General features: G+C 73.1%; 14 protein-coding genes and 1 pseudogene. 12 read left to right on the top strand and 3 right to left on the bottom strand.

What is annotated here, in order from left to right; all coding sequences use genetic code 11:
• Positions 1 to 81 precede the first annotated feature (81 nt).
• From CP969_RS04875 to CP969_RS04845, 7 genes and pseudogenes are all read left to right on the top strand, one after another.
• Positions 82 to 1,671, top strand: coding sequence for an FAD-binding oxidoreductase (locus CP969_RS04875; protein WP_016827657.1), 1,590 nt, complete (start codon positions 82 to 84; stop codon positions 1,669 to 1,671).
• Positions 1,672 to 1,729: 58 nt separating this feature from the next.
• A complete protein-coding gene (locus tag CP969_RS04870) occupies positions 1,730 to 2,611 on the top strand; it encodes a YegS/Rv2252/BmrU family lipid kinase (protein ID WP_016827658.1) in 882 nt (293 codons plus the stop codon).
• A 348-nt stretch (positions 2,612 to 2,959) separates the two neighbouring features.
• Positions 2,960 to 3,390: pseudogene (locus CP969_RS04865) on the top strand (Fur family transcriptional regulator); the annotation flags it as partial.
• Between the two features lie 39 nt (positions 3,391 to 3,429).
• Positions 3,430 to 5,652 carry a catalase/peroxidase HPI gene (katG, locus tag CP969_RS04860; protein WP_016827659.1) on the top strand — a complete coding sequence of 741 codons (2,223 nt, stop codon included), beginning with the start codon at positions 3,430 to 3,432 and terminating at the stop codon, positions 5,650 to 5,652.
• Between the two features lie 238 nt (positions 5,653 to 5,890).
• A complete protein-coding gene (locus CP969_RS04855; protein WP_016827660.1) occupies positions 5,891 to 6,415 on the top strand; it encodes a hypothetical protein in 525 nt (174 codons plus the stop codon).
• Between the two features lie 557 nt (positions 6,416 to 6,972).
• A complete protein-coding gene (locus CP969_RS33730) occupies positions 6,973 to 7,350 on the top strand; it encodes a cellulose binding domain-containing protein (protein WP_216087561.1) in 378 nt (125 codons plus the stop codon).
• Positions 7,351 to 7,502: 152 nt separating this feature from the next.
• Positions 7,503 to 8,087: a hypothetical protein gene (locus tag CP969_RS04845; RefSeq protein WP_223887055.1), complete on the top strand. Its 585-nt coding sequence runs from the start codon at positions 7,503 to 7,505 to the stop codon at positions 8,085 to 8,087.
• Positions 8,088 to 8,128: 41 nt separating this feature from the next.
• Here the strand turns inward: CP969_RS04845 and CP969_RS04840 are convergent, their stop codons facing one another.
• Positions 8,129 to 8,551: a DUF350 domain-containing protein gene (locus tag CP969_RS04840; RefSeq protein WP_004992165.1), complete on the bottom strand. Its 423-nt coding sequence runs from the start codon at positions 8,549 to 8,551 to the stop codon at positions 8,129 to 8,131.
• Positions 8,552 to 8,865: 314 nt separating this feature from the next.
• On the opposite strand from CP969_RS04840, the gene CP969_RS04835 reads away from it, so the two are divergent.
• From CP969_RS04835 to CP969_RS04820, 4 genes are all read left to right on the top strand, one after another.
• Entirely contained in the window at positions 8,866 to 9,222 is a 357-nt protein-coding gene (locus CP969_RS04835; RefSeq protein ID WP_016827664.1) for a hypothetical protein, read from the top strand.
• Between the two features lie 171 nt (positions 9,223 to 9,393).
• Positions 9,394 to 10,626, top strand: coding sequence for an RICIN domain-containing protein (locus CP969_RS04830; RefSeq protein ID WP_016827665.1), 1,233 nt, complete (start codon positions 9,394 to 9,396; stop codon positions 10,624 to 10,626).
• Between the two features lie 92 nt (positions 10,627 to 10,718).
• Positions 10,719 to 11,132 (top strand): hypothetical protein, encoded by a 414-nt coding sequence (locus CP969_RS04825; protein ID WP_016827666.1) that lies wholly within the window; start codon positions 10,719 to 10,721, stop codon positions 11,130 to 11,132.
• 374 nt (positions 11,133 to 11,506) lie between these two features.
• The gene (locus tag CP969_RS04820) at positions 11,507 to 12,037 is read left to right on the top strand and encodes a tellurite resistance TerB family protein (protein ID WP_016827667.1); all 531 of its coding nucleotides are present in this window, start codon (positions 11,507 to 11,509) and stop codon (positions 12,035 to 12,037) included.
• A gap of 155 nt (positions 12,038 to 12,192) precedes the next feature.
• Here the strand turns inward: CP969_RS04820 and CP969_RS04815 are convergent, their stop codons facing one another.
• Positions 12,193 to 12,930, bottom strand: a complete 738-nt coding sequence (locus CP969_RS04815; protein WP_004992180.1) for a D-Ala-D-Ala carboxypeptidase family metallohydrolase — start codon at positions 12,928 to 12,930, stop codon at positions 12,193 to 12,195.
• A 235-nt stretch (positions 12,931 to 13,165) separates the two neighbouring features.
• Here CP969_RS04815 and CP969_RS04810 point away from each other — a divergent pair, with 235 nt between their 5' ends.
• A complete protein-coding gene (locus CP969_RS04810; protein WP_004992184.1) occupies positions 13,166 to 13,888 on the top strand; it encodes an FAD binding domain-containing protein in 723 nt (240 codons plus the stop codon).
• 21 nt (positions 13,889 to 13,909) lie between these two features.
• On the opposite strand, the gene CP969_RS04805 is transcribed toward CP969_RS04810, so the two are convergent.
• A complete protein-coding gene (locus tag CP969_RS04805; protein ID WP_016827669.1) occupies positions 13,910 to 14,209 on the bottom strand; it encodes a hypothetical protein in 300 nt (99 codons plus the stop codon).
• Positions 14,210 to 14,262 lie beyond the last annotated feature (53 nt).

Raw genomic sequence — 14,262 nt, 5'->3', positions numbered from 1 at the left:
AGTGTAACGCCCCGTGAGGCCGTCGGCGACGGCATCGCCCATTCCGACCGCTGGAGGACGACGTCCATGGAAGCCAGGGACATGCTGTGGAGCGGCTGGGGCGACCCGGCCGAGGCGGCGCCGCTGCCCGACACGGTGATCGGGCTGCTGCGCGATCTGCTCGGCGTCGAGCCGCGCGGGAGCGGGCCGGTCGCCCTGGAGGACGTCACGGTCCCCGAACCGGAAGGGGAACCGGCCGCCCGTCGCGCCCTGGTGGCCGCCGTCGGCGGCGAGGAACACGTGCGCACCGATCCGGAGGCACGGATCCGGCACACCCGCGGCAAGTCCACCCCCGACCTGCTGCGCATCCGCGCGGGAGACGTCACCGACGTCCCGGCGGCCGTCGTGCTCCCGGCCAGCCACGACGAGGTGCTCGCCGTCCTCGGCGCCTGCGCCGAACACGGCCTCGCCGTGGTGCCGTTCGGCGGCGGCACCTCCGTCGTCGGCGGACTCGCCCCCGAGCGGCGCGGCCCCTTCGTCGCCCTGGACCTGCGGCGCATGGACGGCCTGCTCGCCCTCGACCCGGTCTCCCGCACCGCCACCCTGCAACCCGGCCTGCGCGCCCCGCGGGCCGAGGCGCTGCTCGCCGAACACGGTTTCACCCTCGGCCACTTCCCCCAGTCCTACGAGTGGGCCACCATCGGGGGCTTCGCCGCCACCCGCTCCAGCGGCCAGGCGTCCGCCGGGTACGGCCGCTTCGACGAGATGGTGCTCGGCCTCACCCTCGCCACGCCGCGGGGCACCCTGGACACCGGCCGCGCCCCGCGCTCGGCCGCCGGGCCCGACCTGCGCCAGTTGGTCCTGGGCTCCGAAGGGGCCTTCGGCGTCATCACGGCGGTGACGGTGCGGATCCGCCCCGTCCCGCCCGTCCGCGTGTACGAGGGCTGGCGCTTCGACTCCTTCGAGGAGGGGACCACCGCACTGCGCCGGCTCGCCCAGGACGGCCCGCGCCCGACGGTGCTGCGCCTGTCCGACGAGACCGAGACGCTGGTCGGCCTCGCCCAGCCCGACGCGATCGGCTCCGGCCCGCGGGAGTCCTCGGCCGGCTGCCTGGCCGTCGTCGGCCACGAGGGCACCGAGGAGGACACCGCCCACCGCGGGGAACGCGCCGCGGCCGTCCTGCGCGCGTGCGGCGGAACACCCCTGGGCGAGGAGCCGGGGCGGCGCTGGGCCGGCGGCCGCTACTCGGCGCCGTACCTGCGCGACGCGCTCCTCGACGCCGGGGCGCTGGTGGAGACGCTCGAGACGGCGACGTTCTGGTCCCGTGTCCCCGAGCTGTACGCCGCCGTCCGCGACGCCCTGACCGGGACGCTCACCGAGGCCGGCACCCCGCCCCTGGTGATGTGCCACATCTCCCACGTCTACGAGAACGGCGCCTCGCTGTACTTCACCGTGGTCTCGGCACAGGGCGAGGACGCCGTGGCGCACTGGACGCGCGCCAAGCACGCCGCCAACGAGGCGATCCTCGCCGCGGGCGGCACCATCAGCCACCACCACGGCGTCGGCACCGACCACCGGGACTGGTACCTCCGCGAGGCCGGCCCGCTGGGCGTGGACGCCCTGCGCGCGGTGAAGCGGCGGCTGGACCCGGACGGCGTGCTCAACCCCGGCGTGCTCCTGCCCGCCGACTGAACCGCACCCCGGCAGACCCCCCTTCCGTCATCATCCCGTCGGCGCCCGGAGGCACCCGATGCGACAGTTCACCGCCGTCGTCAACCCCAGCGCGGGCGGAGCCGGCGGCGCCGCCGCCCTCCTCGCCCTCGCGCGGCTGCTGAGGGAGGCGGGGGCCGACCTGCGGACCGAGTACAGCCGCAGCCTGGACCACGCGCGGGAGGTGGCCCGCACCGCCGGGGAACAGGGGCGGGTGGTCCTCGCCGTCGGCGGGGACGGCATCGCCGGGTGCGTCGGCGGCGCCCTGTCCGGGACCGGTGCCACGCTCGGGCTCGTCCCGGCCGGCCGCGGCAACGACTTCGCCCGGGCGCTCGGGCTGGACCCGGACCCGGCCGCCCTCTCCCGGACCCTGCTGCACGGCGACCCCCGGCCCGTCGACACCATCGAGGTCGAGTCGGCCGTGCACGACCGCACCGTCGTGCTCGGCAGCGTGTACGCCGGCGTGGACGCGCTCGCCAACCGCCACGCCAACCGGGCCAGGGTGCTGCGCGGCTCCGCCTCCTACTACGCGGGCGGTCTGCGCGCCGTCGCCGCCTGGCGGACGGCCCACTACCGGGTCACCGTCGACGGCGAGGAGCACCCGCACGCCGGGTACACGGTGGTCGCCGCCAACTCCGGCTACTACGGGTCCGGCCGGCTCATCGCGCCGGACGCCCGGGTGGACGACGGCCTGCTGGACGTGGTGATGATCCGTCAGGCCCCCCGGCGCCTGTTCTTCACCCTGATGAACGAACTCAGGACGGGCGGTCACGTGCACCGGCCCGAGGTGCGGGTCCTGAGGGGCCGGGAGATCCGCATCGCGGCCGACCGCGACGTCCCCTACGGCACCGACGGCGAGGTGGAGGCCGTCCTCCCGGTGACGGCCAGGGTCCTGCCCGGAGCACTGCGCGTGCTGTGCTGACGCGGGACGGCGGCCGCCCGCCCGAGCGGCGGAGGAGGCCGGCACCACCGAGGGGCCGGAGCGCGCCGGCCGATCCGCTGCGCGCAACCGCCCCCTCGCCGAAACCACCTCGCTGGAACGTCATGTGACGAACCGTCACTTAACGGATGACGGATGCCGCACGAAGCACGGACCCGCACCGGGAGCACGTCTGCGGGACGACGGCCTGCTCGTCCACGGCGACGCCGGGGCGACCTCGTCGTGGCTCGGTGCGCAACTCGGGAGTCACCCGCCGTTACCGGACAAGCCCCAAGACTGGACTGGTTCGTTCTCTGGAATTGTTCACGTCCAGGACGCTAGTTTCTGCCCATGACCGCGTCCCGGCTCCCGACCGCCGCCGAGGAGCTGCGCGGCGCCGGCCTGCGTGTGACGGCCGCCCGCGTCGCTCTGCTCGACACCGTTCGCCGGGGCGACCACCTCGAAGCCGAGGCGATCGCCCGCGGGGTGCGGGAGCGCATCGGCCACGTCTCGGTGCAGGCGGTGTACGAGGCCCTCCACGCGCTGACGAAGGCGGGACTCCTGCGCCGGATCGAGTCGGCCGGCAGCCCCGCCCGGTACGAGGGGCGGGTCGGGGACAACCACCACCACCTCGTGTGCCGGTCCTGCGGTCTCGTCGCCGACGCCGACTGCGCGCTCGGCGACGCGCCCTGTCCGACCGCGTTCGACGGTCACGGCTTCGTGATCGACGAGCCGAGGTCATCCACTGGGGCCTGTGCCCCGCCTGTTCCACCGCCCGCAGTGACGGAACTGCGCGACACCTTCAGCCCGGAAGGATCCCCATGACCGAGAACCACGACGCGATCGTCACCGACCCCAAGGCGGAGGAGGCGGGTGGCTGCCCGGTCGCGCACGGCCGCGCCCTCCATCCGACCCAGGGCGGCGGGAACCGTCAGTGGTGGCCGGAACGGCTCAACCTGAAGATCCTCGCCAAGAACCCGGCCGTGGCCAATCCGCTCGGTGAGGACTTCGACTACGCCGAGGCGTTCGAGGCCCTCGACCTGCCGGCCGTGAAACGCGACATAGCCGAGGTGCTGACGACCTCGCAGGACTGGTGGCCGGCCGACTTCGGTCACTACGGCCCCTTCATGGTCCGCATGGCGTGGCACAGCGCGGGCACCTACCGCATCAGCGACGGCCGCGGCGGCGCCGGGGCCGGCCAGCAGCGCTTCGCCCCGCTCAACAGCTGGCCCGACAACGCCAACCTCGACAAGGCCCGCCGGCTGCTGTGGCCGGTCAAGAAGAAGTACGGCCGGAGCCTGTCCTGGGCCGACCTGCTGATCCTCGCCGGAAACGTCGCCCTGGAGTCGATGGGCTTCGAGACCTTCGGCTTCGCCGGTGGCCGCGAGGACGTCTGGGAGCCGGAGGAGGACGTGTACTGGGGCCCGGAGTCCACCTGGCTCGGCGACGAGCGCTACACCGGCGACCGCGAGCTGGAGAACCCCCTCGGCGCGGTCCAGATGGGGCTGATCTACGTCAACCCCGAGGGCCCGGGCGGCAACCCCGACCCGATCGCCGCGGCCCGCGACATCCGTGAGACGTTCCGCCGGATGGCGATGAACGACGAGGAGACCGTCGCCCTGATCGCCGGCGGCCACACCTTCGGCAAGACCCACGGCGCCGGCCCGGCGGACCACGTCGGCCCCGACCCCGAGGCCGCCACCCTCGAGGAGCAGGGCCTGGGCTGGAGGAACTCCTACGGCACCGGCAAGGGCGCGGACACCATCACGTCCGGCCTGGAGGTCACCTGGACCACCACGCCGACCCAGTGGGGCAACGGCTTCTTCAAGAACCTCTTCGAGTACGAGTACGAGCTCACCCGGAGCCCGGCCGGCGCCCAGCAGTGGGTGGCCAAGGACGCCCCGGAGATCATCCCGGACGCGTACGACCCGTCGAGGAAGCACCGCCCGACGATGCTCACCACCGACCTGTCGCTGCGCTTCGACCCGATCTACGAGCCGATCTCCCGCCGGTTCTACGAGAACCCGGAGGAGTTCGCGGACGCCTTCGCCCGCGCCTGGTACAAGCTGACCCACCGTGACATGGGCCCGAAGTCGCTGTACCTCGGCCCGGAGGTCCCGCAGGAGACGCTGCTGTGGCAGGACCCGCTGCCCGAGGCCGAGGGCGAGACCGTCGACGCCGCGGACATCGCGGCCCTCAAGGCCAGGCTCCTCGACTCGGGCCTGACCGTTGCGCAGCTCGTGAGCACCGCGTGGGCGTCGGCCTCGACGTTCCGCGGCAGCGACAAGCGCGGCGGTGCCAACGGCGCGCGCATCCGCCTGGAGCCGCAGCGCGGCTGGGAGGCCAACGACCCCGACCGGCTGGCGCAGGTGCTGCGCACCCTCGAGGGCATCCAGCAGGAGTTCAACGCGAACTCCGGCGCGAGGAAGGTGTCCCTGGCCGACCTGATCGTGCTCGGCGGCTCCGCCGCCGTGGAGAAGGCGGCCAGGGACGCCGGCCACGACATCGAGGTGCCGTTCGTCCCGGGCCGGGTGGACGCGACCGAGGAGCACACGGACGCCGAGTCCTTCGCCGCGCTCGAGCCGACCGCCGACGGGTTCCGCAACTACCTCGGCAAGGGCAACCGGCTGCCGGCCGAGTACCTGCTGCTCGACCGGGCGAACCTGCTGACCCTGAGCGCCCCCGAGATGACGGTCCTCGTCGGCGGCCTGCGGGTCCTGGGCGCCAACCACGGGCAGTCCTCCCACGGCGTCCTCACCTCGACGCCCGGGGTGCTGACCAACGACTTCTTCGTCAACCTGCTCGACCTGGGCACGACGTGGAAGGCGACCTCCGCGGACCAGACGGTCTTCGAGGGCCGTGACGCGGCCACGGGCGAGGTGAAGTGGACCGGCACCCGGGCCGACCTCGTCTTCGGCTCGAACTCCGAACTGCGCGCGCTCGCGGAGGTCTACGCGAGCGACGACGCGAAGGAGAAGTTCGTGCGCGACTTCGTCGAGGCCTGGGACAAGGTCATGAACCTCGACCGGTTCGATCTCGTCTGATCCCTGCGCCCGACCGCTCCGCACGGCGCCCGGGCCGGCCCCCACGGGTCGGCCCGGACGCGAACTCCCGTCCTGAGCACGGGAGAAGAGAAAAAAATGATCTTTCGCTGGTGGCTTATTCGGCCGTGTCGTCGTGACGTTGTCGGTGTGGGATAGCACAATGATCGGAAAAAGAGATCAACACCGGCGCCTCGCTGGGTAGACGGTCTCGAGTCCCGGCTCCGGAAAGGTACTGCTGATGCTCTCCACCGTCGACCAGGCAAACGCCCTCGTCGTCCTCCCGACCGCGCGCCGCCGACGCCCCCGGACGGCCGTCGAGCCGGGCACGGCCACCACCGGACTCGGCGCGAGGACCACCACGGCGGTCAGCCCGCCCGGCCCCTTCAAGAGCCGGGCCCGCGGAGAGCAGCCGGCGACCGCGCTCCGGACGGCCCCCTCCCGGTCGAGCGCGCCGCTCGGCAACGACCGCGTCGACGTGCTGCGCATCGTCTCCGACCCCCGCACCCCCACCTACGTCACCGTGTACGCGAACGGCCGCCGCAGGTACAGCTACTGGCGCCCGCTCGACTCCACCACCGGCATGGGAGGCTGCTACGCCGCCCTGCCCACCGCCGAGTGCGACGAACTGTACGCGGCGGGACGCATCGCGCTCGGGGAGCCCGTCGTGGACCCCAACCGGACGACGTACCGGGTCAGTCCGGCCGACCGGGTCCAGCCCCCCGTGTCGATACGCGTGGCGAGGGAGCGCAGGCACGCGGCGTGACCCGGGCGGGCAGTACGACGACGCCCGTCCCCCGTCGAAGACGCGGCACCGCCTTCCGGCCGTGCCGCATCCGGACGTTGGGCTCCCGGTGGACGTCCTGATCGGCGGACCGGCTGATCCGGAGCGGACCGAGTCCGTCCGGGACCGCGTGGCCGCCCGGTTCGGGGAAGGCCGCCCCGGCCCGGCGCTCCCGCTCGGCGACGGTCACGGTCCGCGGCGCGGGAGCGGCCGACGGCGTCCGGGCACCGAGACGCCGGTGTGTCCGGGGCCGAGAGCCGTCCCGTCCTCGCGGTTCCGCCTCATGAGGGTCGCGACCGGTGCCGACGGGTACCGTGCCTTCGCCGCCGGCCGGACCGGGGCGACGCCCCGAGTCGGACCGGCGCAGGACCACGAGGATCTCTCCCGCCGGACCGCGTCCCCCGGGTGACGGAGCGACGAGCGACCGCACCGAAGGCCGCGCGGTGACCGGATTCCCTCCTTGCCGCCATGAGGGACTCACAGGGACTCACTCCGATCGCAAGCCGAGCGAAACTTCCGCCCCCGAAGCAGGGCGGAACGTGGTGCCTCGAGGGGAAGTCACCTCCCGTCCTGCCAGACAGGGCGCCACGGGAGGCGGCCCCGGCACTCCGGGCGGCGCCTGCACCGCCACCTACCGCACCGTCAGCAGCTGGTCCGGCGGCTTCCGGGGCGAGGTCTCCGTGCGCAACGACGGCACCGGCGCGCTCGGCGGCTGGACCGTCGGCATGACACTCGCGCCCGGCCAGTCCCTCAGCAACCCCTGGAACGGCCGGAACACCGGGACCACCGGGGCCGTCACCGCGCGCAACACCGACTGGAACGGCACTCTCGCACCGGGCGCCGCGACCACCTTCGGTTTCACGGTCACCGCAAGCGCGTCGACGGCACCGCACACGCTCACGTGCGGCAGCCCCTGAGCCGCCGCCGGCACGGCGGGGCGTCCGGACGTACCGCCCTGCCGCGCCGTCCCGGGCCCCGGGAGTGAATCCCGCGCCGCGGCGGAGTGGGCGCCGCGGCGCGGGGGAAGACTGGCCGCCGAACGGCGAACCGGACCACGCACGGGGGCACCATGGCGGCGACCACGCCGACGGACAGGACACGAAGGGCAGGCACCCGTCGCCGGGCCGGAGCGGCGGCGGCCCTGACGCTGCTGGCCGCCGTGACGGCGCTCGGCTGCGGCGGCCCGGACGAGCAGGACGGGACGTTTCGGGGCGGCGACGGACGCGTGCCGCAGTCGCGCTCCGCGTCGCCCTCGCCGAAACCTCCGTCCGCCGGTCACGTCGCCCGGGCCGAGCCCTCGGTGCCGGCGGCGGACGGGCACGACGTCGGTGCCTGCGCGGACGGGAACTGCGAGATCGCGGTGTCCGAACCGGTCACCCTCCGCTTCGAGGGACCGGCCGGCAGCGTGACGCTGTCCGTGACCGGGGTCGGCCCGAACAGGATCGAGTACACGGTGAAGTCGGGCAACGGACGTTCCCGGGCCGGAGTCGGCGGCCCCGGGCAGGGCTGTCTCACCGTCCTGCGCGGCAACGGCTCCGGCACCTCCTGCGGCCCGGTCGGCACCCGGCCGCCCCGCGCCGAGACCGGCGCCGTGGTCGTCCGGGCGGCGACCGGGGAGGACGGCACGGCACTCCTCCACGTCGTCTCGGGCTGACCGCGGGAAGGACCGCCGCCGGGGCGGCGAGGAGGCCGGCGTCAGGCGATGGACGCCGAGACGACGGCGGACACCGCGAGGTTGCAGGACGCCGTCACCCAGACCGCGGGGTGAGGCTCCGGCTCCACCAGTGTCGCGCCCAGGCGCCCGGGCGTGACGAGGTCCACCACCAGGAACGCCAGGGCCATCATCACCAGCCCCAGCAGCCCGAACGCCGCGGTCGACACCAGCCCCTTGCCGAAGTCCTCGTACGTCGTCCAGATGGACGTGAACACGATCCCGCCGATGCCGAGCAGCGAGGAGCTGAGCACCACGGCGGCGTTGCGGTTGCGCTCCTCCCAGATCTGCCGGCCGAGCTTTCCGGGCGTCAGGACGTCGACCAGGACGATGCCGAGGACCAGCAGGACCAGACCGAGTGCGCCGTAGGCGGTGGCGCGGCCGAGTCCGTTGACGATGTCGCTCATGGGTGGGGCCGGCTCCGTGGCGTGAGGGATCGTGAGTGATCGCGGTCGAGGGCGAGCAAAATGTAGCGCACCCGTTCGGTCTCCCACCCGGCGCGGTCACCACCGGCCCCGAAGCGCTCACCGCGGGATCGAACGCCGCTCTCCGGGTGATGTCCGGCGGTCCGGAGCGCAGGATCGAGCGGTCGCCGGCGGTGTGGTGTCCTTCGCAGTCATGACGGCGTTCATCGAGGGCATCAGGAGTCCAGGCGAAGTCGACGGGATGCGGCGGCAGACCGGTCGGCACGATCCACGCGGGACCGAGAAGGAGAACCGCCATGAGCAGAGGCAGCCGCACGCTCACCGTCCTCTACGTCGCCGTCGCCCTCTGGCTCTCCTTCTGCACCGTTCGGACCTGGGGCGCCGTCCCGGCCTGGACCACCCTCGCCATGGCCGTCGCCGCCCTCGCCCCGGTCATGGGGATCGTCCGCGAAACCGTCATCGCCGACGAACGGCGCGCCGTCGCCGTCCTGCGGGAACGGGAGGGCCGCCGGGCGGCGTGGCGGGACGCGGCGGTCGCGGCGCTCGCCCGGGCGGAGGTGGAGGCCGCGTGCTGCGAACGCTGGTGGACGTCGTGCGCGACCGAACACGACCCCGGCTGCGCGCACCGGACCTCCTGGGGCAGCACGGCCTGAACGAGCGCCCGGAGAACCCGGGGGAAGAAGCGTGCTGCGGATCCCTGGTCCGTACCGGGGTATTGACGCCCCCTTAGCTCACTCCTTAAATCAAGGGGCGACACCTCACCCCCCCCACACCTCGGTCGGCGCACTCGTGCCCACGGGCCGCGCCGTACGGAAGGGAGAGCCATGTCCTCTCCGCGCACGCTCCGCAGATGGCTGGTCGCCGCCCTGTCCGCCGCGCTGGTCGCCTCCGGCGCCGTCGGCACCGCGCAGGCGGAACCGGCGGACGCCACCGCCGCGGCGGCCGTGACGTTCTCCGACACCTTCGACGGGCCCGCCGGCGCCGCGGTCGACTCCTCGAAGTGGCAGGTCGAGACCGGAGACAACGTCAACAACCACGAGCGGCAGTACTACACCTCCGGCAACAGGAACGCCGCCCTGGACGGCCGGGGCCACCTGGTGATCACCGCCCGCAAGGAGAACCCGGCCACCTACCAGTGCTGGTACGGCACCTGCCAGTACACCTCGGCCCGGCTCAACACCGCCGGCCGGTTCACCGCACAGTACGGGCACGTCGAGGCGCGGATGAGGCTCCCGCGCGGACAGGGCATGTGGCCCGCGTTCTGGATGCTGGGCACACCGGTCGACTGGCCCGCCTCGGGCGAGATCGACATCATGGAGAACGTCGGCTTCGAACCGTCCACGGTGCACGGCACGATCCACGGCCCCGGCTACTCCGGTGCCGGCGGCATCGGCGCGGCCTACTCGCTCCCGGGCGGCCGGGCCTTCGCGGACGACTTCCACACCTTCGCCGTCGACTGGGCACCGGATGCGATCACCTGGTCCGTGGACGGCAACGTCTACCAGCGGCGCACCCCCGCCGACCTGGGCGGCCGGAGCTGGGTGTTCAACAAGCCGTTCTTCCTGATCCTGAACCTGGCGGTGGGCGGCTACTGGCCCGGAGACCCGGACGGCTCCACCGTCTTCCCCCAGCAACTCGTGGTGGACCACGTGTCGGTGACCACGGGCGACACGGCTCCGGGCACCGCGATCCGGGGCCTGGCCGGCAAGTGCGTCGACGTCGCCGGTGCCGATCCCGCCAACGGCACACCCGTACAGCTCTACGACTGCAACGGCACCGCCGCCCAGCGGTGGACCGCCGGGTCCGACGGCACGCTCCGGGCGCTCGGCAAGTGCCTGGACGTCACCGGCAACGGCACCGCGGACGGCACGCCCGTCCAGTTGTGGGACTGCACCGGCGGGCCCAACCAGAAGTGGACCGTCACCGGAGCGCGTGACATCGTCAACCCCCGGGCCGACAAATGCCTGGACGTGACCGGCAACAGCTCGGCCAACGCCACCCGCCTGCAGATCTGGACCTGCACGGGCGGCGCGAACCAGAAGTGGACGATGGGCTGAGCAACGGCCGCTTCCGTCAAGGGACTTGCGGTCACCTGGGCCCTCGCTACGATCACCGCGTGCGATACCCCCGCTCAGCCTCGGGCTGGACCATGGCCGTCTTCGGCGTGCTCGCCGCCGTGCTCGGCGCGGTGGGTCTCGTCTCGCCGGCCGCGCAGCTGTCGATGCTCGGCCTCGCGGTCCCCGGCGGGCGGGGGAGCGGTGACCACACGTCGGCCTTCGTGACGGCGTCGTCCATGGCGGCACTCAACATGGGCGTGTACTACGTACTGGCGGCGCTCGCCGACTGGCGGGCCTTCTTCCGCTGGACGGTGCCCTTCAGGCTGCTGACGTGCGCCGTGTTCACGGTCGCGGTGATCGGCGGAAGGGCACCGGAGGCGTTCATCGGCGTCGGGGTCTGGGAGGGCCTCGGCGCCGTCGCGACGGGAGTGGCGCTCCGGTACGAACGCCGCGCCACCGGTGCCGGCACGGCCCGCGACCGTGCCGGGACGGCGGTACCCCGGTGACCGGCGTCTGACGCGTTCCCCGGGCGTGCGGACCCGGACCGCCCTCGGTCGCGAGGACCATGGAGTAGCCGAAGCCGTCCAGCGGCATCCCGGCGCGCGCCCACGCGTCGAAGCGGTTCCGTCATGAGACCAGGTCAAGCGGTCATGGCGGCGGTAGGCTTCGAGGATCTTTCCGGGATGTCTGATTCTCATATCGGTCTTCGCGGTGCCGAATTCCGCACTTTCCGTCCAATGATCCGATCACTCGGAGTGGTGGAAAAACTTTCCGTGCGGGAACCGGCCCGCGGTCGCGTCCGTTGATCGGACGGACCGCAAAGGTCCGGGACCGGCCCCCAGGGCCCGGACGGACAGCAACAGAAGCCGAGGTGGCACCAGTGGCGATGTGGGACCGACTCAAGGACCAGGCCAGGACACTCCAGCAGACCCAGAGCGGTGGGCGTGGCCGCGGCTCGTCCTCCGGCGGCTCCAGGGCTCAGCTGGTCGGGCTGCTGAAGTCGCAGCTCGCCTCGGCCAAGACCGAGCTCAAGAGCGGCGCCTACCGGGACGCCGCCATGGCGATGTGCGCGCTGGTGGCCGCGGCGGACGGACGCGTGGAGCCGTCGGAGCGCCGGCGCGTGGAGGAGCTGATCGCCACCAACGAGGTGCTGCAGAACTTCCCGCCGGACCAGCTCCGCAAGCTGTTCAACGAGCACGTGGACCGGCTCACGGCCGACTTCGAGCGGGGCAGGGCGCGGGCGCTGGAGGACATCGCCAAGGCGGCGAAGAAGCCGGTCGAGGCCCGGGCCGTCGTCCAGACCGGCATCGTCGTCGCCGGTGCCGACGGCGGTTTCGAGGCCTCCGAGCAGTACGCCGTCCGCGAGGCCTGCGCGGCCCTCGGCCTCTCACCGGCGGAATTCGGTATCTGACGTGCGCACGGGTGCCTGCCGCCGAGGGCGGCAGGCACCCGTTCCGGCGGACGGGACTCGTCACGGCCGCGCACCGGCCGCCGGCGTGGCGCGGCATGACGACGTGCGGGGTCCCCCGGAACCCGGCCGGGGAACCCCGCACGGCTGACGCGGACTCAGACGCCGCAGGTCGGCGCGGACCAGTACTGGCTGCCGCGGTGGTCGACGTGGGTGTGATCGTTGTGTCCCGGGTAGCCCGGACCGAGGATGCCGCGGAAGCCGTGGTAGCGGGCCTGCTTGGCCAGGGTGCACAGGGAGTGCGGTCCGGCACCCAGGTCGGCCGCGTCGCCGTACAGATGACGGCTGCCGCTCGCGCCGCCCACGGCGTCGTTGCAGGCGTGGGAGCGGAAGCCGCTGGTGACCCGGATGGGCTGGTCGCCGAGCGCGTGCCGCAGAGCCTCCAGCTTCCACATCGTCCGCAGCGCGTTGGCCTTGGCGGTCGAGGCGCTGACCGCGCCGCCCGACCAGGTGGAGTTGCAGGAGTTCAGCTCACTGTAGGAGAAGTGGATCGGCGTGCAGTCGTCGTCCTGGAGGGCGTACAGCTTGCTGTAGGTGTTCGGGCCCGCCACGCCGTCCGCGGTCAGGCCGTACGCCGACTGGAAGCGCTTGAGGGCGGCCGCGGTGGCCGGCCCGAAGCTGCCGTCGACGGCCAGCACGGAGCCGTAGCCCGGGTAGCCCCCGAGCCGGATCTGGAGCTGGGTGACATCGGCGCCCGAAGCGCCCTGGGACAGGGTGCGGGTCCAGGTGTAGCAGCCGTCGGCGTGCGCGGTCCCCGCGGTGGCGACCGTTCCCACGACTGCAGCAGACATGAGCATGACAATAGAGAGGATGAGTCGTACAGCGCGTCCGAACATGTGATCTCCGGTTTCGGGACGTGTGGTTCAGCTGGGTGACGAGTCATGTGACGCGCGTCAACCATGGAGCACGCGACCGGCCGGACGCAAGGTCCCGCGCACTCCGACGGGCGCACGCGGTGCATGTGTGAGCCCTGGACGCGCCCCCGCGGCCGTACGGACAATTCAGTGTCCTCGAGCACCCCGCGGACTGCCGTGTCCCGCCGCCGATGCCAAGGAAAGCAGGTCGACCGCCGTGCTGTTGCGTCTGCCCATCTCCCTGCCCGAAGCACAGCAGTGTCTGGCCGAGGGAGCGGTGCCCGTCGGCGGAGCCACCCTCGTGTGGGCCCTCTGGCAGCGGGACGGCTTCCCCGAGCAGGCGATGTCCCTGCGCCGTCTTCCGGAGGCCAACGTGATCGAACGCGAGGCGCTGGGCGCGGCCGTCCTGCTGCACCGGATGGACGACCGCCTGCCGGAGGTGCTGCGTCGTGCGGCCTCCACCGTGGGCACCGGCGCCGTGCGGCGTACGGCCACGGTCGGCGGCAACATCGTGGGCAGCACGCTGCGCTGCCTGCTCCCCGCGGCCCTGGTGCTGAAGGCGCGAGCGACCGTGCTGGACCGGGACGGAACCTACGAGACCGACCTGGCCGAAGTGGTGTCGAAGCGTCACCTGCTGCTCGGTCTGCACTGGCACGCCCCCGTGACGAGCGGTTACTCCAAGGAGGCCGGCGAGGCGGGCGGCCCGCCGCCGCTCGTCGTCGCCACCGCCGTCCACGCCGGGAACGACGGACGGCACCACCTCGATGTCGCCGTCCGTGACGGCTACGAGGTCACCAGCGGGACCGCGCCCTGCCGTACCGGGCCCGAGCAGGTGCTGCGCGCTCTGGAGGACACGGACCTCGGCATCCTCCCGCCGACGGCCTGGGACGCGGTACGCCGGGAGGTGACCGGTGTTCTGTCCCGGACCGCCGGCTCCTGACGACGCCGCCTCCGCACGGGGTCAGCGGACGAGCAGACCCGTGAAGGAACCCAGTGCGCCGGCGCACAGGAGGAGGGCGCAGGCGCAGACGGCATGGCGCCTGAGCAGGTCACGCCGGAGTACGGCGTACCGGGCCTCGTACTCCTGCCGCAGCTGCGCGGCGCGCTCGACCGTGCTCCGCAGCATGCGGCGGGTGAAGTCGAGCCGCCGTTGCATGTAGCGGTCCATGAGGTCCTCGGCCTGGGCCGACGTCAGCCACGGCAGCCCGGCGCACAACTCCTCGGCCTCGCGGCGTGCCTCGTCGAGGTGGGCCTGCGCCATGAGGTGACCCTCCACCTCCGCGACGAGCGCCGAGACCTGGCCGGTCCCCGGAC

Source organism: Streptomyces viridosporus T7A (assembly GCF_008704515.1).
GTDB lineage: Bacteria > Actinomycetota > Actinomycetes > Streptomycetales > Streptomycetaceae > Streptomyces > Streptomyces viridosporus.
Note: the sequence above shows the minus strand (reverse complement) of the source record. Positions and strands in the feature narration are given on the sequence as shown.